Source organism: Bacillus sp. JJ1521, from assembly GCF_036965165.1.
GTDB lineage: Bacteria > Bacillota > Bacilli > Bacillales > Bacillaceae_L > Ferdinandcohnia.
The window spans coordinates 1-21,707 of record NZ_JBALOX010000140.1; the positions used below are offsets into that span (position 1 = coordinate 1).

Genomic DNA, 21,707 nt, shown 5'->3' on the forward strand with positions numbered 1-21,707 from the left:
ATATTTATGGCTAGTTTTGTAAAAAACTAGCCATAAATATAATGGTTTAATTCTGTTGGTAAATCATCGATATAACGGCAGAATTGCCTATTTTAAAACGTATATCGGGACACCTGTTCGCCACCGATAAGAAGCCCATCTATTTCTTGAAAGCCGATTTTCTCATAGACACGTTTTGCGTGTTCATTAGTAGGTTCATAAGATAGTGTGATCGTTTGATGGTGATCTTTTTTTATATTTCTTATATCGTCTATCACCAGTTTAATTGCCTGTTTTCCATATCCTTTGCCTTGATGTTTCTGATCGATCATCATCCGATAAATCCAGTATTCATGGTCATCCTCGTCAATTCCATAAAGTGTGAAACCTATCATTTCGTCGCCAAGATAGATTGCTTTTGCTTGGAAATTTTCAAGGAAATTTAACTGTGCCAGTGATATCGCATTAGATGCAACAAACTTCACCTGGTCTTCACGGACACGCAGAGATATAGCATCTTGCCAATTCTCCTTTGTAATCATTTTTAAATATAACATTTTCATCTGTCCTTCCTGAATTCATACTTTTTTTACGGCTACTTTTGTTTTAACAACAGGGGTTAGAAAAGTCAATCAATTATGACATCTCCACTATTAATAAATTTCAACTATTGTTCAGAATTGAAAGATGGGAGTTTTTAATGTAACGTTTTGGCTGTATAAATCGTTCTTCTATTTGACTATGAGTAGTGTTTGTTACTGAATATTTGGTATAATTATACAAATTGTTTTTTCTTAGGGGGAGATTAGAATGAAGCAACTTTATATAAAGCAGAAGGTATTTAGTCTAAGTGGCAAATTTACGGTAAAGGATCAGCGGGAGAAGGATGTGTATTATGTAGAGGGAAGTTTTATGAAAATCCCGAAGACTTTCTCCATTATGAATACAAAAAGGGATGAAGTTGCGCTCATTACGAAAAAAGTGTTCAGTTTTTTACCGAAGTTTTTTGTTGAAGTGAATGGTCAAGAAGTGTTAACGATTAAGAAGGAGTTTTCCTTTTTTAAAGCACGCTATACGATTGATGCTGCAGGCATTGAGGTACATGGTAATTGGTGGGATATGGATTTTCAGGTATTGCAGCATGGTAAAGTCGTTGGTCAGGTGAACAAGGAGTGGTTCACTTGGGGCGATAGCTACAAAGTTCAAATATTAAATGAAGAGATGGAAGCCATCATTATTGCGATTGTCGTCGCAATTGATTGTGTGAAGGCTGACCAAGCCGCAGCCTCCTCAGCAGCATCAAATTAACGGAGGAATGAACGGGTTTTCTTTAGAAAGTTCATAAATAAAAAAACAATCGACAGGGAACCAAAAATGGATTCCCTGCTTTTTATTATGGAGTTTTCTGCATCGTGATAACTCGTTTTAATTTTAATTTGAGATCTTTTTGAATAAAGACATTTTATTTTTATTTTGGCAAAATACACGGTAGCCAATTGCCAATAGAATTAGAAGATGCTTAGTAGTTTCCTCTTTTTCTTTCTAATTACTTTGAAGGTCTTTCTTCTCATTTTTCCATCAATAAATGGATAAATTATCAGTGGCAACCCCGGGATAATTGATATACCTACTACCGCAAGCCAATAGCTTTTCTGGGCAAGGAAGTAGATAAGCGAAGAGGGTAAAAGTGGATAAAATAACCCTACTTTAATGGTTGATTTATACTTGCCTGTTTTTTTTGCATTTACTGTATAATTAGTGTTGATTTGCTGTCCTTTTGATAAAGTCACTTTTTTATGACTTAATTTAATTTGTTTGTCATTGGTAGTTATAACTCCTATTAAAGGAAAGATTCCCTCATTCTTTATTTCTGATAACGGGCGAGATACGGAGTCACCAACCTTAAGTATACCAACATCACTGCCCGTCATTACTCCCTGACTTTGTTCAGATACTTCATAAACTTGATTTAAGGTATGTCCGGAAGATATCATTGTGCCACCTACAATAATAGAAATCGATAATCCCCCTATAAAATAGATGAGCTGTAGCTCCATTCCTTTACCTTTCTTTTTACGTTTTGGTCCAGGCTTCAATTCCCCAACTGCAATAATAATACCAAGAATTAATGCAAAGCCTGGTAAAAGCAAAGGATTGCCTTGATATTTTTCCATCCATAAGGATAAGAAGCCTATTTTATCGATAACTATTGGATTGTCACCAATTTCCACTGCTCTTGCGGCAATCCATTCCCTTTCAATAGGACCAGTATCATCTGCTTCTTGGTCAGAAAATTTATTTGCATCACCTTTGGTAATGAAACCTTCTTCTGTATTCCCGCCTATTACTCGATGGGCAATCCAACCTTTTGGAGCGAGACTTCCTTTTTCAGCTTTGAAAAAGACAATATCCCCTTCACTTATGTTGTCTTCTATATTGAGGTTTTCAACTATCACCATGTCGCCTCGTTCCCAAACAGGGTACATGCTATTTGATCGGATGACTGTTAGAAGGACAGGCTCTTTTGTGATAGCTGAACCAACTGCAGCAAGTAAGGTACATAAAACAACTGAAACTAATAGTACATTGATAACCTTGGAAAATAATTTCATAGAATTCCTCCTCACAATTTATTTTATTGTAAATTCAAAGTAGAATAAGCCTTCCAAAGTAGAATTCAACTGGTACAAAAGTATACCTTTTATTACAGAAAGTAGAATGATAGGGTGCTAAAAAGTGACCAAGATACTAGTAAAAAGTAGATTGCAAAAGTAGACGAATGATATGGAAATTGCACACTTGAGAGTGACGAAAGGAAGAGTAGAACCTTCTATACTAGGATTATAACGAAGGCTAACAAAGCCGGAAAAATAAAGGGAGGAATTTAAAATGAAAATGAAAAAAGGATTATTAATGGTAGTGTTCCTACTAGCCATCTCGAGTGTGATGGCGGCAATGTCTTACAACAAGGCAACTGTAACAAATGCTGCAGAATTGAAAATTGTTAATACGGATACTGCACTAGTAACACTCCAAAAAGACGCACCTTGGTCATGGGAAAATAAAACTGGGGCAAAAGATGACACAACTGTCATGAAGGATGGCGAACTTTTCTTTCAATTTGGTAAAGGAATTAATGGTGGAACTGGCGAAGCACAATTCCACGGTCTTCAGCCTAATAGTGAATACCAATGGAACCATGTATTTACAATTAGAAACAAATCCGCTGAAACAGTGAATGTAACAGTTCGCGCTACAGGCGACCTAGCACAATATGTTACATTTGGTACATCACACAACCCAAGAGCAGCATCTCCTGAGCCTACTTGGGGGAAACAAGGCAAATCTCTAGTATTTGAAAATGTAGGCCCAGAAGTTCGTTCTGGTTTACAGAATGTTAGAAGTGTCGCAGTGAAAATCAATATCCCTAGCGGCGCTAAAGTTTCACAAGAAGAAGTACTTGGATCTATCATTGTAGAAACTGAAGCAAAATAAGTAGATAGGATAAAGGAAGAATAAATGGTCCGCCATTATTCTTCCTTTTTTTTACTTTTAATATTTCTTTCGAGAAAAGGTTACAAATATTTACAAAAATAGAAACAAACGAATGCCATAATATAACAAAATTTTCAGAAAACAATAGTTATAATAGACTATGTAAAATGGATTATGTAATGGAAACTGTGAAATACGTCCTGTATCTGGGCACCTTGGGCGTATGGAGTTATTGGTGCAACCGGCCTGATTAAATTTGGACAAGTTGTTCAATTTAATTAGGCCATTTTTATTAAGTCGGGAGGGAGAATATTTGAAGCTAATCTTTTCTTTTTTGATAGTATTTTTGTCGATATCATTACTTCTAATTCAAACGAATAGTTTTTCAAGATCTGAAATCTCGAATGAGGCAATATTATCAATTGCCACTGAAGAAAATGCGCCTATTTCTGTAACTTATGGAAAAGATAATAGATTTACAGTCATAAATAGGACAGAAAGTTCCATAAAAATAGTGAGTATTGAATTACTAGATAATCCAGACCAAGCGATAATTGAAGCAGCTGAAATTGATTCTTATCAAATACGACCAGGAGGAGTTAAAGAGTTTGTTATACCTGGTAATCTAGAGGATCGAATTGGAGGAACGATAAAGCTAAACATCCACTGGGATGGTGGAAGAGCTGAAATTAAATCAACAATACCCGAACGAATTGGTGAAACATGAGAGAGGTGTTAAAAATGATAGAAGGTTTTTCAATTAAGCTAAAGAGATATAAAAACAAACTATCCATGGTTATCATAATTTTGCTGGTCGTATCTGTCGTATTTACAATCTATTCTTTTTTGCAGCCGGCAACAACTACTGTCCAGATTAATGACAATCTTGCACAAATTGAGACAGGTTTTGACTATAAGGCTGAGATTACACCAAACATCCTTTATCCAAACGGCGGGACAGTTGATGTGGGAGAAACATTCTTTAAAAAGATTACGGCAGCAATTCCCTTTCATTTAAAATCAACAATATATTCCGAAGGACAAGTTACTGCAATGGGAACACATGAAGTTCAATTGCTGATTAATGCAGGTGATATTTGGGAGAGGAAATTCCCATTAGAACAAAAACAAGCATTTGAAGAGAGAGGTACAGATATATTAGTAGTTGATCATACATATAAGATTGATCTTGAACAGGTTAAAGCATTTATAAAGCAAGTAGAAGAAGAAACAGGAATTGTACCAGGTCAGTATACACTTGAAGTATTGCCTAATATTCAGGGGACGATTAATGGTGTCGAAATCGAGGAGGATTTTCAGTTGCAGGATAGGCTAGTATTTCAATATTCATATGAAGAAATCCAGCTGGCTAGTGAAAAAAACTTTACATCAATGCTTACAGTGACTTCCTCAGAGGTAGCTCCTAATTTTATAAAAATATTTGGCAAAGCTTTCACTTTAAGTTTTGTACGTATAAGTAGCACCTTATTTTCAATTCTCTTATTATTAGTATTGGTTTATAGTAGGAAAAATTTAAAAGCAAACTCTATCTTAAATGAAACGTCTGAACTGGACATAATCAATAAACGATATGCAAATAGAATTATTCCAGTTTTACAAAAAATAAATCTAACCCAAAAATCAATTTTCGTGTTGGATTCTTTCAAGTCAATAATAAAAATTTCCGATGAAAAGGAGCTCCCTATTTTTTCAAATAGAGATGAAAAAGGAGATATTTCTTTATATTTTATTGTTGATGGGGATTATTTATATACCTATGAAACCGATAAGGTCAATAGAGTTTCGGATACTGAAAAAATAGCAGGTAGTGATAAAAAGTATGCTAGTGGTTAATATATTCTATCAATTCTTAAAAAAGGGTCCTACCAGCATAGTGAATCTTGTATTTGTTTTTCGATTTATTTCGCTTTCCCTGACATCTATCTTATATTTACTAGGGCCACAATCACCCTTTTACTTTAAAGTTGGTGTGGTTTTGTCTCTATGTGTTGCTGCTTGGATAATAACAGATATACAAAGGAAGTATTTTGAAAATAATACAATACTGAAGTGGACAGTGCTAGCTGAACTCCTTGGATTAACTTTATTGCTATTTCCCACGGGAGGTATTTCAAGTCCCTTTATATGGTATGCTCTTAACCCAGTATTAGTAGCTGCAAGCTTTCATACAACATATTTTTGCTGGGGAGCCTTAACCTTCTACCTAGGAAGCACAACATTAATTACCTATCAACTTTTTCAAATTGATATTGTTTTGCTATTGCAGGAAAAATCTAATTTTTATCTAGTTTGTTTACTTACAACATTGCTGGTAAAACTATTTTCAGATCTAACGAAGGAGTTATATGCTAAAAAGGTTTTGCTAAACAACCAGCAGTTAGAACTGGTAAATGTAAATAGAAATTTGACGGATATGAATCAAAAATATAAACAAACCATAGAACATGTAATGTCACTTTACCATCTTATGGAGAATTTTAATTCTAAGAAGAGTATAAATAAGTTAGTGGAAGAAGTAACTTTAGCTATAAAAAAATGTACACAAAGTGATGAAGTATTCTTTTGGATTACGGATCATAATCAAAAGAATAGCTTTATTGAAAATTTGACTAATAATCACCAATTAGAAAGTTATCTAAAAGGAAATTGGAACCAGATTCGAATGAAAAGAAAGACGTTTACTCACAAGATTAACAATGATTCATTTCTAATGAAAATCATTAGAAGCGCCAACAATGTTGGGGTTATAGGAGTAAAGGTCTCCCATGAAAATGACGAGAAAAATACCTTTCTATTAAATCGCCCATTTGAATACTTAGCTGAATTAAGCGAAATAATGCTTGAGAAGAAACATATGGATCAAATGATGGATCAAATGATTATCGTTGAAGAACAGAATCGCATTGCGAATGAAATCCATGATAGTGTATCTCAGAGATTGTTTGGTCTAGTTTGTGCGCTCCATAGCTTACAGATTAAGGGTAAAGATATGACTAGGGAAGAATTGAATCAAGAGTATAAGTTCCTTTCACGGTCAGCAAATACAACGTTAAAAGAACTACGTACAGCTATATATCGACTAAGCTCGGTGAAGAAGGGGGAAAAGCCTTTTCTTGTCCATCTTAAAAAATATTTAGATGAATACGCTAGATTAAATGACATAAGAATTAACTACCAAATATTTGGAGATGAAGAATTAGCTTCAGAAGGTTTAAAGCAGGCACTCTATCGCATAATTTGTGAAGCTTGTGGAAATGCGGTCCGGCATGGTGAATGTAATGTTATTGAATTAAAATTGTCATTTTTTGATGAGAAATTACTATTAGTTATTCAGGACGACGGCAAAGGAATAAATTTAACCATTGATTCCGACAAGAATGAAAAAGGAATTGGTCTAATCAATATGAGGAATATGGTCAACTCCTATTCTGGAACCATATACATTAATGGGGTAAAGGGCGAAGGAACCGAGATTCATATAGGGTTTCCTTTAATTAAAGTCAGAGAGAGTCAGGAGGTTTAAGGATAATGAAAATTGTAATTATTGACGACCATCCTTTAGTTAGAAAAGGATTAACTTCTATCCTTAGTTTGGACGGATCAATGGAGATTCTTGGAGAGGCAACGAATAGCAGGGAGGCAATGGAACTTTTTACTTCAACAAAGCCCGACCTTGCATTAGTGGATCTTCGATTAGCAAATGAATCCGGTTTGGATTTAATATCAAAAGCTATGAATCAAGGAGTTAATTGTAAATTTGTTGTGTTAACCTCATCAACAGATGAAAAGGACTTTATGCAAGCCAAAGAAAAAGAAGTAGATGGATATATTTTAAAAGAAGCTTTCCCAGAAGAGCTTATACATGCAATAAGAATTGTAGGTAAGGGTCGAAAGTATTATGATCCTGGAGTAATGGATATGGCCATGAAATCTATTGAATCTATCGATGACCTTGGAGATATCGAACAGTTAACCCCAAAAGAAAAGGAAGTGTTAATTGAACTAGGGAAGGGGCATTCAAATAAAGATATTTCACAGGTATTGTTTATAACCGAATACACTGTAAAAAAGCACGTGAGTCAAATTTTGGCAAAATTGAGTCTCCATGATAGAACACAAGCTGCATTATATGCCAATGCAAAGGGGCTAGTAACATATATGGTACATTGAATTAAGGTATGCAACCGTCTACGTTTGCATACCTTTTTAGCGTTAAGAAGGTATTCCAAGAAAAGACATAGAATATAAATAATAAACTGATTCATGTCGTCGCAATTGATTGTGTGAAGGCTGACCAAGCCGCAGCCTCCTCAGCAGCATCAAATTAACGGAGGAATAAACGGGTTTTCTTTAGAAAGTTCATAAATAAAAAAACAATCGACAGGGAACCAAAAATGGATTCCCTGCTTTTTATTATGGAGTTTTATCGGTTTTTTCTATATGTTAATAATGAATTAAGACCCGTCCCATAAAGGGAGTAATGGTTATAATGGATGTAGATAAATCAAGCTGTTAAAAGAAGGGAAGCTTCATGAAAACGAAGAGAATATCATTGCAGAAAAAAATATTTGGGTTTGTTTTTATACTGGGATTATTGTTAATTTTGTTGTTAACAGCGTTTTTTAGCTATATGGAAAGTAAGCTAATAGAGGAAAATAGGGGGAGACTGGCATTAGAGCTATCAAAAACGGTATCATTCATCCCTCCAATCATTACAGCGTTGGAAACAAAAGAATCGACAGACGAGATTCAACTCATTGCTGAAAGGATTCGCAAAGAAACAGGTGCAGAATTTGTTGTCATAGGGGATAAGAGTGGAACTAGATATTCCCATCCATTAAAATCAATGATAGGGAAAAAAATGAAGGGCGGAGATAACGAAAGAGCACTTCAAAGAGGGGAGTATTATGTGTCCAAGTCAAAGGGTTCACTTGGTCAATCAATAAGAGGAAAATCCCCTATTTTCAATCAAAAAGGTGAAATTATTGGAATTGTGTCCGTAGGGTTTTTATTAGAGGATATTCATCAACAAATCATGAACAATATAAGTAAGGTTCTATATGTTTCGCTTCTTGCACTAATCATATCAGTGATTGGTAGTTTCATCCTTGGTCGTAACATTCGTAAGGATACAATGGGGCTTGAGCCGTCCGAAATCGCCAGGCTATATAAAGAAAAAAAAGCAATCTTGCATGCCGTTAAAGAAGGGATTTTGGCTATTGACCAAGAAGGGTTTATCACGTCAATGAATCAACCAGCTAAAAAGCTATTAAACATTCATGGTTCGGTTCGTCATTTGAAAGTGGATGGTCTGTTTCCAAGTAAGGATCTTTATGAAGTATTAAGAACCGGAATTCCCCAAATCGATAAAGAAATGAATTGGAATAAGAAAACGGTTATTGTGAACATTACACCTCTCATTGATGAGCACAAAATTAGTGGGGTGGTTGCGTCATTCCGTGACAAAACTGAAATTACACACATGGTAAATACAATCTCGGAAGTAAAAAGCTATTCTGAAGATCTTCGTGCACAAACACATGAATTTACCAATAAATTATACGTGCTGTTAGGACTGCTTCAGCTTGGTGAATATGAGCAAGCAATTGACATGATAAAAACAGAAACAAAAACGGTCCAAATTCAAAACTCTGTTGTTTTTAATCAGATAAAAGATACGAAAACTCAAGCCATCATTTTGGGGAAATTAGGAAAAGCATCGGAAAAGAAGATCAAGTTTGAAATCGCATCTGATAGTTATTTAGAACCGTTGCCGCCTCATGTTAAGCTGTCAAATTTAATTATAATCCTTGGTAATTTAATTGATAACGCTTTTGAAGCTGTTTATGATGTGGAATCCCCTACAGTAAAATTCGCCACTACTGATATCGGAAGTGACATTATCTTTGAAATTGCAGACAACGGGAAGGGTATGAGCGAACAAGAAATACCACTTCTTTTTCAAAAGGGGTTTACAACAAAAAGCGGGTCGGAATTAAGAGGATATGGTCTTTCGAATGCGGAGGAGGCTGCTTTGGAAATGAATGGTATGATTGAAGTTCAAAGTGCACCGAATAGTGGAACTATATTTACAGTTTATCTTCCAAAGAACCCGCCAGAGGAGGAAAAGAGTGAATAAAATTAAGGTAGTTATAGCAGAAGACGATTTTCGAATTGCAGATATTCATGAAAAGTATTTAATGAAATTCAAGGATTTTGAGGTCATTGGAAAGACAATAAATGGGGAAGAAACCCTCCGATTACTTCATTCGGAACAGCCTGATTTATTACTACTGGACGTGTATCTGCCGGATATGCTGGGGGCTGAGATGCTGCCCATCATTCGAGAAGATTTCCCTAAAATGGGGATTATCATGATTACAGCAGCAACTGATAAGACCATCATTGAAAAAGCACTAAGTTATGGTGTTGAGCATTATCTAATCAAACCGGTTACCAGGGAACGATTTAATGAGGTAATCTTAGATTTTTTAAAAAAGTATTCCTTATTGATCTCCAAACAAGAGGTAAATCAAACGTATGTTGATTTCCTTTTTGGAAAAGGAAAACAAGATACAGATGGAAAGAGTAGGGGATTGCCTAAGGGAATTGATGAAATAACCTTAAGGAAGGTGAAAGCTGTTCTTTTTGAGAAAAGAGAAGGGCTTTCTGCTGAAGAGGTTGGTAAGGAAATCGGAGCATCACGAATTACTGCAAGACGATATTTAGAATACCTGTCATCGATAAAAGAGGCAAAAACGGAAGTTATATATGGAGTTGTGGGAAGACCAGAAAGAAAGTATTTCCCGGAGTAAGGGGGATTGCGAAAAAGTGCAATCTTCCTTTTTTATGTGGAAAAATCCCCCTGTGAACAATATGTACTAAATACTAGTTAATATACGATAATAACTTTATTTTGGTAACGTTTTCATAGAAAATATTTTTGATTATTATTAATTTACTTACAAAGGGGTGACGACAATGTTAGCTATTTTAGGATTTTTAATGATTATTACTTTTCTGGTTTTAATTATGACCAGACGTTTATCTGCCATGATTGCTCTTATTGTGATTCCAATTATATTTGCCTTAATGGGTGGGTTTGGAAAAGAAATGGGACCTATGGCATTAGAAGGAATAAGAAGTGTAGCACCAACAGGAATTATGATTTTATTTGCAATCCTGTTTTTTGGAATTATGATTGATGCGGGAGTATTTGATCCGATTATTCGAATTATCTTAAAGGTTGTAAAAGGGGATCCAGTAAAAATCGCAGTTGGAACAGCTGCACTTGCCCTATTTATCTCTCTTGATGGAGATGGAACAACTACGTATATGATTACCATTTCCGCGATGCTTCCGTTATACAAACGGATAGGAATGAAACCATTGGTCCTAGCGGGTATAGCTGTTTCTGCTTCAGGGGTAATGAATCTACTTCCTTGGGGAGGGCCTACTGCAAGGGCTATGACGGCATTACACCTTGAAATGGGGGATATCTTTACACCGGTTATCCCAGCTATGATTGGTGGTGTAGTGTTTGTTCTAATAATGGCCTACATCCTTGGTCGAAAAGAACGTAAACGTATTGGTGTATTAGAAATTGATTATAGCACATTGCCACAGGAGGCAGCGGCAACTGCTGAGGATGCTCATCTGAAACGTCCAAAATTAATTCTAGTAAACTATCTGATAACAATCATGCTATTGATTGCTCTTATTCAAGAGCTACTGCCTACTACCGTCTTGTTTATGATAGGTTTTGCCATTGCCATTACATTTAATTACCCGAATGTAAAAGAGCAAAAAGAACGGGTTATGCACTATGCGGATAATGCCTTATCCGTTGTATCCATGGTTTTTGCTGCGGGGATTTTTACAGGTATTCTGACAGGTACGGCAATGGTGGACGAAATGGCAAACGTTATGATTTCTCATATACCTGATGCCATGGGTTCACATTTAGCTATTTTTACCGCGGTTATTAGTGCGCCTTTAACATTTTTTATGTCAAATGATGCATTCTATTATGGAGTTTTGCCATTGCTTGCAAAAGCAGCTAGCGTGTATGGGATTGATCCTGCTATGATTGGAAGGGCATCACTATTAGGGCAACCAGTCCATTTATTAAGTCCACTTGTTCCTTCTACTTATTTATTAGTGGGAATGGTTGGCGAGGATTTTGGGGACCTACAGCGCGGCTTCTTGAAATGGGCATGTTGTTCCACTGCAGTCATGATTATAGTGGCGGTTGCTCTTTCGATTATTCCATTTTAATAAGATATATATAAAAAGTATGATAAAAGCTCCTTCATTGGGGCTTTTGGTTTGTTTGTAGTAGGAAAAAGATATATGGAGATGTTTCATTAATGAAAATGAAGGTATTACAAAGAACACAAACGGTCGTTCGTTATCAGAATCAAAAGGGTCAAATATACTATGGGATTGTTGAAGATAAGGAAATTTTACAGTTATCTAGTAGCTTTGATGAAATCATAAACAATGAGATCACGTTTGATCGTGTAAGAGTGAAGATTGAAGATGTGAAGATAGTGGAGCCTGTAAAGCCCCAAAAGATAATTAATTTTGGTTGGACATATGCTGGGCACGCGACAGAAACTGGTGGAAAGGCAAATCTCAAAGAACCTTTTTTATTTTTAAAACCTTCAACTTCTTTGATTCCAACTGAGGGTGAAATCATTCTTCCCCCAACAAGTTTAACGAATCAGGTGGAATTAGAGGGTGAAGTCGCACTCATTATTGGAAAACGTGGGAAAAATATTAAAGAAGAAGATGCTTTGGATTATGTTTTTGGTTGTACAATCTTTAATGATGTAACTGCAAGAGATCTGACTAAAAAAGATCCCCAATTTACACGAGGCAAAGGTTTCGATACATTTGGGCCGCTGGGGCCGTGGATTGTGACAGGATTAGATCCAACTAATTTACAAATTGTTACGACTTTAAACGGAAAAGTCGTACAAGATGGCAATACGAATCAGATGTCGTTTTCCATTCCATTCCTTATCAGTTGGATTTCGAAGGTTATGACTTTGGAGCCAGGTGATGTTATAGCTACAGGCTCACCATCTGGCAGCTGTCCAATGGAGTCGGGAGACGTAGTAACTGTGGAAGTTGAGAACATTGGGAAACTGCGAAATTACGTAAGAAAAGTGTAAAGATGGGAATTATAAAAATTTCCATTTGACGTTCCCACCTTTATAATATATATTATGATGTAGTAAAGAATGCCCGGGCTAGGAGAGGTTCATAGCTGATACCCTCTATAAAAAACTATGGAAACATGACAAATGCCATGTCCATAATCGGATGTGGCTTTTTGTTTGTTACATACGTTTTTTTATAGAATGTTTGGCGGAGCCTCTCTTGAAAAGTGTTGGGATACATTTACAAGGAGGTATTTTTATGTCTGGCCGAAACCAAGAAGAAGGCTTAAAGGATTTAACCCTATTGGGTAATCAAAATACACAATATTCATTTGATTATGCACCAGAGGTACTTGAAGCAGTGGATAATCTTCATTCAAATCGGGATTATTTTGTGAAGTTTAATTGCCCTGAATTCACTAGCCTGTGTCCACTTACACATCAACCTGATTTTGCAACGATGTATATTTCATATATTCCAAATCAAAAAATTGTTGAAAGTAAATCACTAAAGTTATATTTATTTAGTTTTCGAAATCATGGTGATTTCCATGAGGATTGCGTCAATATCATTATGAACGATTTAATTAACTTACTTGATCCAAGATATATCGAGGTTTGGGGGAAATTTACTCCACGTGGAGGCATCTCGATTGATCCATGGTGTAACTATGGGAAGCCTGGAACGAGGTATGAAGAGATGGCGCATTATCGTTTAATGAACCATGATTTAAATCCAGAAAAAATCGATAATCGATAAGAAAATTTAAATAAGAAAGAGGTTTTTAGCTACCCTCTTTAAAAAACTAAGAAGATACAGCACTTTTTCTTAGGGTGCTGTTTTTTTCGTTATAAGGTGGTTTTGACTATGAAACGGGAAAAAGCAATCGTTGTGTTTAGTGGAGGTCAAGATAGTACAACATGTCTGTTTTGGGCAAAGGAACATTTTGGAGAGGTTGAAGCAGTGACTTTTGATTATGGTCAAAAGCATCGTCTTGAAATCCAATGTGCGAAGGATATAGCAGCAGAACTTGGTGTCAAACATCACATTCTTGATATGTCGCTTCTGAATCAGCTTGCTCCGAATGCATTGACACGGCAAGATATTAGAGTAGAAGAGGGAGCAAACGGCGAGCTACCTTCGACTTTCGTTCCTGGTCGAAATCTACTCTTCCTTTCATTTGCAGGGGTTTTAGCGCGTCAAGTAGGGGCAAAGCATATCGTTACAGGAGTAAGTGAAACAGATTTTAGCGGATATCCTGATTGCCGAGATATTTTTATGAAATCTTTAAATGTAACGTTAAATTTATCGATGGACGATACTTTTGTGATTGAAACACCATTGATGTGGCTTAATAAGGCACAGACATGGGAGCTTGCTGATCAGCTTGGGGCACTTGAGTTTGTTCGGGAAAGAACGTTAACTTGCTATAACGGTGTAATCGCAGATGGCTGTGGTGAATGCCCAGCTTGTAAACTACGAAAAAAAGGGCTTGATGAATTTTTGGAGAAATCAAATATAGAGGGGTAATATTATGAGAATACTATTTTACTTAATATCTATTGTTGCCGCGAATGTGGTAACGGCAGCATTAGCACCATTGCAGTTTGGAATTTTTATTGTTCCAATGGGAACGCTGTTGGTTGGAGCAACCTTTATCCTTCGGGATCTAGTGCAAAATAAATATGGTAGAACAAAAACATATTTATTTATTTTTATAGCCTTAATCTTATCAGGATTGGTTTCATTTATGCTTGGGGATACATTATTAATTGTGGTGGCATCGGCCATTTCATTTGTTGTCTCTGAATCAGCTGATACAGAAATTTATTCAAGATTGAAACTACCAATAGCTTGGCGCGTATTCTACAGCGGAATTGTTGGAGGATTTCTCGACTCTGTTATTTTCGTGATTGTTGGCTTAAGTCCATTGGGAGCCAATATCCTGCCTTGGGAGGCTGTACCAGCGGCTATATTAGGGCAAATTATTGTTAAGACGATCATTCAAATGATCGGAGCTCTGATTTTGAGTCAAGTCAGAATGAATGGATTGGATAACGCAAAAGAAGCATAAGAGTAAGCTGAGATTGTCGGGGGTTACTTAACAACCTAAATGACGGAAAAGCCACTGCAAAAACTTGAACGTAAAAGTTTTGCAGTGGCTTTATTTGATTCATAATAAATGTGAATTTGGTCAGTCTAAAATAGTTACTTTTACTTGTCTTACACCGAAGTTGATGGCATCTTGTTTAGAAGGAATAAAAATATCAATTTTATTTCCTTTAATCGCACCACCCGTATCTCCGGCAATTGCCTCGCCATATCCTTCTACATGGACTTTACTACCAAGTGGAATAACAGATGGGTCAACTGAGATTACCTTTGCATTAGGGTTTTCTAGTAGGTTAATTCCAGTCGATGTAATTCCAGAACATCCTTCACATGTAGCCGTATAAGCTGTGGCTGTCACTGTAATTTCCTTAGAACTTGCATTACTGTTATCAGTAGCGGGCGCTGCAGCTGTCGTAGTGTTAGTTGCTTTAGTTGCTGGTACAGCAACTGGCGTTTCTTTTTGTGTTTCAACAGCGGGAGCAGCAGCTGGCGTTTCCTTTTGTGTTTCAACAGCTGGTTCCGCACTTGTATTGACCTTTGGTGATGCTGCAACAGTCTGTACAGTTTTTTCCGGAACAGCGACGGCACTATTTTTTACACCTTCAAAGATTACTAGATTTAATCCAGGATGGATCAGGTCAGGATCAGTATGTATTTGGTTCCATTCTGTTATTTGTGAAACAGTAACCTGATGGTCCTGGGCGATGTCCCATAATGTGTCACCTAATTGAACCGTATATTGTTTTTCTGGTACAATAATCAGTTCATCTCCAGGGCGGATGAGGTCTGTTGTAAGCTGGTTAAGCATTTTGATATTTTCTACAGATGTATTGTTTGCTCGGGATAGATCCCAAAGTGTATCTCCTTTTTGTACCGTGGTTGTTGAAGCTTGTACATTAGCACTTACTGTTACTGAGAGTACAGTACCCGCCAAAATTGAAACCATTTTTTTAAGCATTCTTTTACCCTCCATGTTCTTTGTTGCTAACTTTCAACCATCGTAACATAGATTTTTCTCAGAAAAAGAACAGGGAGGTATTAAATTGGTAACATCCGTGGCAATTATATTGCAAAAGTATTTCTAGTAGTAATTAACGTAATATAATGTATGCTAATATGTATGGAAGATTTCAAAATTTACTAATGGGGGAGATATGTTATGAGTAATCTACCAAATTGTCCAAAATGTAATTCCGAATATACTTATGAGGATGGAACACTTTTGGTCTGTCCAATATGCGGAAATGAATGGACTTTGGGATCAGAAGTAGAAAACAATGAAGATAAAAAGGTAGTTAAGGATGCAAATGGGAATGTATTAAATGATGGAGATACGGTAACAGTCATTAAAGACCTTAAGGTAAAAGGAAGTTCATCCACATTAAAGCAAGGTACCAAAGTAAAAAGTATCCGATTGGTAGAAGGTGACCACAACATCGATTGCAAAATAGAAGGTTTTGGAGCAATGCAATTAAAATCCGAGTTTGTTAAAAAGTAAGCAAAAAAGCGTTAAAGACGAGATTAATGTCTTTGACGCTTTTTTGAATTCACCCAAAAATTTTACCCTTCTACATGTCTCCTGGCTTTATAAAGCCTACCACCAAGTTCATTTAACACAATCGCTACTAATATAATAGCTGTGCCTAACCACTGTAGTCCCGTCACCGTTTCCGACAAAATAAGGCTGGCTGAAAGGATGGCAACCGGTAATTCAACCGATGTTAATATATTGGCGATTCCACCCGTAACCAATGGTGAGCCCACGGCGAAAAAGAGTGGGGGAAGAACTGCTCCAAATAGCGAAACACCAAGAGCAGCCGTGAATAAGTTTGCCTCCAGTGGCAGTACGGACGGTATGTCACGCATGAATAGGACAAGAATTAAAATGGTGGATCCTGTTGCCATTAAAGAGGTTCTGGCCAATGGATCCACTTCTACAGCGACTTTTCCACTGAAAAAAATAAATCCCGCATAAGTGAATGCAGAAAGAATACCAAATAAGAAACCTTTAAAAGGTAGTCCCTGAATGTCACCATTTACGATATTTGAAGCAAAAAAGACTCCAATCAAAATGATAACAATTGAAAAAATCGTTAAAGGGGAAGGTTTTATTTTGCTGAAAATCCATTCTAAAATAATGCCGATCCAAACGAATTGAAACATTAAAATAATGGCCAATGAAGCTGGCAGATATTGCATTGAACCATAGTAAAAGATACTTGTTAATCCGATAAAACAACCGGTTATCATAATTTGAGGAATATTCTTTTTGTTTAGTCCTTTAAAGCTTGGGCGTTTAATGAGAGTGATGGACCATAATAATAACGAGGAAATGATCATTTGAACGATATTAATTTGGCCAAGTGAATAGCCATGGCTGAACCCTAATTTTGCAAATATCGGTGTAAAACCGAAACATCCAGCACCTAATAGTACGAATAAGATGCCTTTATTTTTTTTCATTATGAAACCTCCTGCTGTTCAAAACTATTAAACTATTATAGCATACACGACGGGATTGGTTGGCCACTTTCAGAAGGTTCATTTTGGAAATGATCCAAATTAAAAATCTCCTTGATCTTCATTCCATCAAGGAGATTTTTGATGTTTCAGTTCTTTATTGAACGCGTCATACTTTTATTGCCTCTTTGTACTTCAACTTCACTTTTTAAACCTTTCAATAGTGAGAAGGACATGATGATCAAGATAATCGCAAAAGGAAGGGCAGCTGCGATGGAGGCCGTTTGCAATACCTCCAATCCCCCAGCTAAGAGTAGTACAGCAGCTAAAGCTGATTGAATAACACCCCAGGTTACTTTAATTTTATTTGAAGGATTTAATGTACCACCTTCACTTAACATGCCTAATACAAAAGTGGCAGTGTCAGCAACTGTTATATAATAAATGACCACGACAGCAAACCCTAAAATACTTAACATAGAACTTATTGGGAGATAATCAAAGAATGTAAAAATAGACAATGAGACGTCTTCAGTAATTTTGGCTGCAAGGTCATGATTTCCTGTGTTTTGAACAAGTTCTAATGCGGAACCGCCGAATACCGACATCCAAAGGCATGTTCCGAGGGTAGGAAAAATCAACACGCCAATCACAAACTCTCTAACTGTTCTTCCTTTCGAAACTCGGGCAATGAACATGCCAACAAATGGAGCCCAGGCGATCCACCATGCCCAATAAAACAACGTCCATGATGCAATCCATTCTCCTTCACCAAAGGGATTAAGTCTTAAACTCATCTGAAGAAAATCACTAATATAGAGACCTGATGTATTAAAAAAGACTTTTATAATAGTCATGGATGGACCAATAATAAAAATCAGCAGCATAATCGCAAAAGATATAATCATCGCTGCATTTGATAAGTATTGGATTCCTCTCTCTAAGCCTGTATTAATCGAGATTGTAAAAATAACTGTTGCGACTGCAATCACAATTAGCTGGACGAATAACCCATTAGGAATGCCGAATAAGTCATGCATTCCGGCCGTAACTTGCATAGCACCAAGACCTAAGGATGTTGCAATACCGAAAACTGTTGCAAAAATGGACAGGATGTCAATGGTCTTCCCAATTGGTCCATAAATTCGATCACCCAGCATTGGATAGAATGCCGAACTAACGGATGCAGGAAGTTTTTTGTTATATTGAAAAAAAGCAAGGGCTAAACCAATAACAGTGTAGATTGCCCATGGGTCCAGGCCCCAATGAAAAAAGGTATATTTCATTGCGGTATTGGCTGCGCCAACTGTATAGGGTTCACCAAATGGAGGATTTGTGTAATGGGTGACTGGTTCGGCAACACCCCAATATACAATTCCTATACCCATCCCGGCGCCGAACAACATTGCAAGCCAAGATGCGGTATTGAAATCAGGTCGGTCCGTTTTTTTACCTAGTCGAATATCACCATATCTCGAAAACAATAAATAAACAGAGAAAATCACAAAGAATAAGGTTGCACCAAGATATACCCAGCCGAGGTAATCAATGGAACCGTTATAGATAATATCGGTGACATGAGCAAGATTATCTGTAAAAAAGACACCCCATATAATAAAGATAAGGGTAAGGATTAATGAAATAATAAAAACGCTTGATCCGTTTTGACTTTTTCTAGCCATGGGAACCTCCTAATAAGATAAATGCATGATTTTTGGAAAGTTTATAGTAGGGTTCATTCAATGATGAACTCACGTATCCTGGTCCTGAAGATTGTAAAGAAACTCCCACTTGTCGGCGTTCATCAACTCAAACGCCGATATTTCCAGTCCGCCTCCTAGATAAACAGTTTCGGCTTTAACTGCCAGAACCATAGTTATAAACAATTCGGTACTGTCCTTTTTTTGATAGATGTCTCCTAAGGCTGGTAGCAATGCATTGTCTAAAAGATTCACATTTTGAGGCGGAGACTCCTGTAAGTCTGCAACATCACCAGATTCCATGTCTTTAAAATCAATCGGATGACTGTCTTTGCCACGGCCGGGGACCATTAACATATACTCATTGTGTTTAATTCCGTGAGAATTACTTGTAATGATTCCTTTTTTATCAATCGTTTCAGCCATTTCAATTTCATTTAGAGAATAAGTATCTAAGGAATCGGGCCTAGGGTTGTGAATTAAAATATAATCTCCTTCTTCAGCATTTTGATCGAGTCTGAGCGTATATGCTTTGTGATTGAAAATAAAGCTGTCCAGTTCCTTTGGTTTATATCTTTCCACTTGTGCTGCACTGGTTAAATGCTGTGTTAAATCCCTTAGCCTTATAAGATGAACGGATTGCTTATACATTGGTTTTACCCCATAAACCTTATGTAACTCGTTATTGTAATAGACAAATTGTCCTTTTCTAACCTGAAACAATTTCACCATTAAAACTCCCTTCAACCATTGGTTATCAAGCTGTGAAATTACTAGAGAAAATTGAATGTAGTGGAAGGATTTTCACTTTATCCTTCATTAGCATGTCTTTTTTTAGGTAAAACCATGTAAGAATTGGGAAGTTAAATATGAAGGAAGAGTTGTAGCCTTAAGGATCAGATTTGAGTTCTAATTATTCTAAAAAAGATCAATGATATTACTGAAACATTTTATCCCTCCAATGATTGTTTTGTTATCTCGATAATAGATATTTTTCTGTAAAAGTAGGGTATAAAACAACAATACATAGAGTAGTCTCTCCATTTGGATAAATATATAAAATTGGAAGTTGGCGGTATTTACTAATTATGTGTCGATTTTATGACAAAATAGTGATTCAAAATGGACGAAGAAAAAACGTAGTAAAATAGAGTAGATACAGGCTATAGAAGGTAATCTACAAATGGGTATGAGAGGGAGTAAGAGAAAAAATTGAGATCATATAATAGATATTTTGCACTACTACTAACGTTATTTACAATTAGTTTGGCAGGTTGTGGGAAGGAAGAAATCGTTACAAATGTAGGAGAGCTAGAATTTACGCAAGCCTTAAAAATACCAGAACTTGTCGAACCTACGATAGAATCTGATGGTACCAAAAACTTTACATTAACGATGCAAACAGGAACAACAGAAATGTTGCCTGGTAAAGCCGCGGACACATTTGGAATCAATGGTACCTATTTAGGTCCAACTATTAAGGCTTCACGCGGTGATAAGGTTTCTTTTAATGTTGTAAATCAATTAGGGGAGACTTCTACGTTACACTGGCACGGGATGAGATTGCCAGCTGTGATGGATGGAGGTCCACATCAGATGATTGAGGCAGGGGAAACATGGACACCACATTGGACAATTGACCAACCGTCTGCAACTACCTGGTATCACCCTCACTTACATGGGAAAACAGCACAACATGTCTATAAAGGGCTTGCAGGCATGTTTATTATCGATGATGAAGATTCGAAAAAGTTACCCTCTAACTATGGTGTTGATGATATACCGCTTATTATCCAAGATAAGTTGTTTACAAGTGAGGGCCAAATGAAAATGGATAGCGAAGGACTCTTTGGTACACTTGGAGACGAAATACTTGTGAACGGAACGTATGACCCTTATCTTGAGGTAACATCAAGCCAGGTCCGATTTCGTTTACTTAATGGCTCAAATGCAAGAGCCTATCATTTTGGCTTCATCGATGGCCGTTTATTTAAGCTTGTCGCAAACGATGCTGGACTCCTTCAAGAGCCAGTCTCTATGGACAACTTCATGTTAAGTCCAGGTGAACGAGCAGAAATTGTTGTTGAATTTAAACCTGGTGACGAAACCATTCTCCATAGTAAAAGCGGAAATAACGGTATTGATAATGGGGAATTTGATTTGTTGAAGATTGTTGCAGCCCCTGAATTAACGCAGGTCGCGCCAATAGATGGACAGCTTTCCACTGTTCCGCCAATAGAAGCACCAAAGAATGCACCAGTTCGTCAATTTAAACTAACGATGGAGAATAAGATTAATGATAAACTCATGGATATGCATCGAATCGATGAGGTTGTTCCAGCCGGTACAACGGAAATTTGGGAGATTAATAATTTTGGTTGGTCTCATAACTTCCATATCCATAATGCAGCTTTCCGAGTCTTGGATATCAATGATAAGGAACCTTCAGAGTATGAAAGAGGTAGAAAGGACACAGTGTTTGTTCCAAATGGATCAAAAGTTAGAATTGTAGTAGAGTTCGGGAATTATGCCGATCCACATGTTCCATACATGTATCACTGCCATTTATTGCGTCATGAAGACGACGGCATGATGGGCCAATTCTTATTAGTCGAACCAGGTACAGAATCACAGGTGCCAACCACATTACCTAAAAACGAAAATGGACATGATCACCATTAAATGGACTCTACCCCCCCTTAACGGATTAAACATCCAAACGAGGGGGTTTTCTTTTATTTTTGGCTCTTTAAGTTATTTTTATCTTTTCTA

At 36.7% G+C, this 21,707-nt stretch carries 21 protein-coding genes and 3 riboswitches; of the genes, 15 read left to right on the forward strand and 6 right to left on the reverse strand.

All coding sequences use genetic code 11. From position 1 onward, the window contains the following. Positions 1-92 precede the first annotated feature (92 nt). Positions 93-542, reverse strand: a complete 450-nt coding sequence (locus tag V7147_RS17950; protein WP_335369202.1) for a GNAT family N-acetyltransferase — start codon at positions 540-542, stop codon at positions 93-95. 247 nt (positions 543-789) lie between these two features. On the opposite strand from V7147_RS17950, the gene V7147_RS17955 reads away from it, so the two are divergent. Continuing rightward, entirely contained in the window at positions 790-1,287 is a 498-nt protein-coding gene (locus tag V7147_RS17955) for an LURP-one-related/scramblase family protein (protein ID WP_335369203.1), read from the forward strand. 200 nt (positions 1,288-1,487) lie between these two features. Here V7147_RS17955 and V7147_RS17960 read toward each other — a convergent pair whose 3' ends face one another. Next, on the reverse strand, positions 1,488-2,591 hold the full coding sequence (locus V7147_RS17960; protein ID WP_335369204.1) for a signal peptidase I: 1,104 nt from the start codon (positions 2,589-2,591) through the stop codon (positions 1,488-1,490). Between the two features lie 277 nt (positions 2,592-2,868). Between V7147_RS17960 and V7147_RS17965 the strand changes: the two genes are divergently transcribed. The 12 genes from V7147_RS17965 to V7147_RS18020 all read left to right on the forward strand — a co-directional run bounded on the left by V7147_RS17965 (position 2,869) and on the right by V7147_RS18020 (position 14,737). Further along, positions 2,869-3,474 carry a hypothetical protein gene (locus tag V7147_RS17965; protein WP_335369205.1) on the forward strand — a complete coding sequence of 202 codons (606 nt, stop codon included), beginning with the start codon at positions 2,869-2,871 and terminating at the stop codon, positions 3,472-3,474. Positions 3,475-3,648: 174 nt separating this feature from the next. Beyond that, positions 3,649-3,730: riboswitch (cyclic di-GMP riboswitch) on the forward strand. Positions 3,731-3,787: 57 nt separating this feature from the next. Next, complete coding sequence (locus V7147_RS17970) at positions 3,788-4,201, forward strand: hypothetical protein (RefSeq protein WP_335369206.1); 414 nt, start codon at positions 3,788-3,790, stop codon at positions 4,199-4,201. A 14-nt stretch (positions 4,202-4,215) separates the two neighbouring features. Further along, positions 4,216-5,328, forward strand: a complete 1,113-nt coding sequence (locus V7147_RS17975; protein WP_335369207.1) for a DUF5305 family protein — start codon at positions 4,216-4,218, stop codon at positions 5,326-5,328. A gap of 142 nt (positions 5,329-5,470) precedes the next feature. After that, entirely contained in the window at positions 5,471-7,018 is a 1,548-nt protein-coding gene (locus tag V7147_RS17980) for a sensor histidine kinase (protein ID WP_335369208.1), read from the forward strand. Positions 7,019-7,023: 5 nt separating this feature from the next. After that, positions 7,024-7,665, forward strand: a complete 642-nt coding sequence (locus V7147_RS17985; RefSeq protein ID WP_335369209.1) for a response regulator transcription factor — start codon at positions 7,024-7,026, stop codon at positions 7,663-7,665. Between the two features lie 361 nt (positions 7,666-8,026). After that, positions 8,027-9,634 (forward strand): sensor histidine kinase, encoded by a 1,608-nt coding sequence (locus V7147_RS17990; protein ID WP_335369210.1) that lies wholly within the window; start codon positions 8,027-8,029, stop codon positions 9,632-9,634. Further along, a complete protein-coding gene (locus V7147_RS17995; protein ID WP_335369211.1) occupies positions 9,627-10,310 on the forward strand; it encodes a response regulator in 684 nt (227 codons plus the stop codon). The genes V7147_RS17990 and V7147_RS17995 overlap by 8 nt, the downstream gene beginning before the upstream one ends. A 166-nt stretch (positions 10,311-10,476) precedes the next feature. Further along, the gene (locus V7147_RS18000) at positions 10,477-11,772 is read left to right on the forward strand and encodes a CitMHS family transporter (RefSeq protein ID WP_335369212.1); all 1,296 of its coding nucleotides are present in this window, start codon (positions 10,477-10,479) and stop codon (positions 11,770-11,772) included. A gap of 92 nt (positions 11,773-11,864) precedes the next feature. Continuing rightward, positions 11,865-12,674, forward strand: coding sequence for a fumarylacetoacetate hydrolase family protein (locus tag V7147_RS18005; protein WP_335369213.1), 810 nt, complete (start codon positions 11,865-11,867; stop codon positions 12,672-12,674). 78 nt (positions 12,675-12,752) lie between these two features. Continuing rightward, positions 12,753-12,799: riboswitch (PreQ1 riboswitch) on the forward strand. A gap of 122 nt (positions 12,800-12,921) precedes the next feature. Continuing rightward, the gene (gene queF, locus V7147_RS18010) at positions 12,922-13,422 is read left to right on the forward strand and encodes a preQ(1) synthase (protein WP_335369214.1); all 501 of its coding nucleotides are present in this window, start codon (positions 12,922-12,924) and stop codon (positions 13,420-13,422) included. Between the two features lie 12 nt (positions 13,423-13,434). Further along, positions 13,435-13,478, forward strand: a riboswitch (PreQ1 riboswitch). A gap of 52 nt (positions 13,479-13,530) precedes the next feature. Then, entirely contained in the window at positions 13,531-14,193 is a 663-nt protein-coding gene (gene queC / locus V7147_RS18015; RefSeq protein WP_335369215.1) for a 7-cyano-7-deazaguanine synthase QueC, read from the forward strand. A gap of 4 nt (positions 14,194-14,197) precedes the next feature. Then, a complete protein-coding gene (locus V7147_RS18020; protein ID WP_335369216.1) occupies positions 14,198-14,737 on the forward strand; it encodes a VUT family protein in 540 nt (179 codons plus the stop codon). A gap of 120 nt (positions 14,738-14,857) precedes the next feature. On the opposite strand, the gene V7147_RS18025 is transcribed toward V7147_RS18020, so the two are convergent. Continuing rightward, complete coding sequence (locus V7147_RS18025) at positions 14,858-15,733, reverse strand: LysM peptidoglycan-binding and 3D domain-containing protein (RefSeq protein WP_335369217.1); 876 nt, start codon at positions 15,731-15,733, stop codon at positions 14,858-14,860. A 201-nt stretch (positions 15,734-15,934) separates the two neighbouring features. Between V7147_RS18025 and V7147_RS18030 the strand changes: the two genes are divergently transcribed. Further along, a complete protein-coding gene (locus V7147_RS18030) occupies positions 15,935-16,273 on the forward strand; it encodes a zinc ribbon domain-containing protein YjdM (RefSeq protein ID WP_335369218.1) in 339 nt (112 codons plus the stop codon). 62 nt (positions 16,274-16,335) lie between these two features. Here V7147_RS18030 and V7147_RS18035 read toward each other — a convergent pair whose 3' ends face one another. From V7147_RS18035 to V7147_RS18045, 3 genes are all read right to left on the reverse strand, one after another. Then, positions 16,336-17,238: an EamA family transporter gene (locus tag V7147_RS18035; protein WP_335369219.1), complete on the reverse strand. Its 903-nt coding sequence runs from the start codon at positions 17,236-17,238 to the stop codon at positions 16,336-16,338. Between the two features lie 146 nt (positions 17,239-17,384). Beyond that, entirely contained in the window at positions 17,385-18,917 is a 1,533-nt protein-coding gene (locus V7147_RS18040) for a glycine betaine uptake BCCT transporter (RefSeq protein WP_335369220.1), read from the reverse strand. Between the two features lie 69 nt (positions 18,918-18,986). Then, positions 18,987-19,667 (reverse strand): hypothetical protein, encoded by a 681-nt coding sequence (locus V7147_RS18045; protein WP_335369221.1) that lies wholly within the window; start codon positions 19,665-19,667, stop codon positions 18,987-18,989. Between the two features lie 480 nt (positions 19,668-20,147). Between V7147_RS18045 and V7147_RS18050 the strand changes: the two genes are divergently transcribed. Next, the gene (locus tag V7147_RS18050) at positions 20,148-21,617 is read left to right on the forward strand and encodes a multicopper oxidase family protein (protein WP_335369222.1); all 1,470 of its coding nucleotides are present in this window, start codon (positions 20,148-20,150) and stop codon (positions 21,615-21,617) included. Positions 21,618-21,707 lie beyond the last annotated feature (90 nt).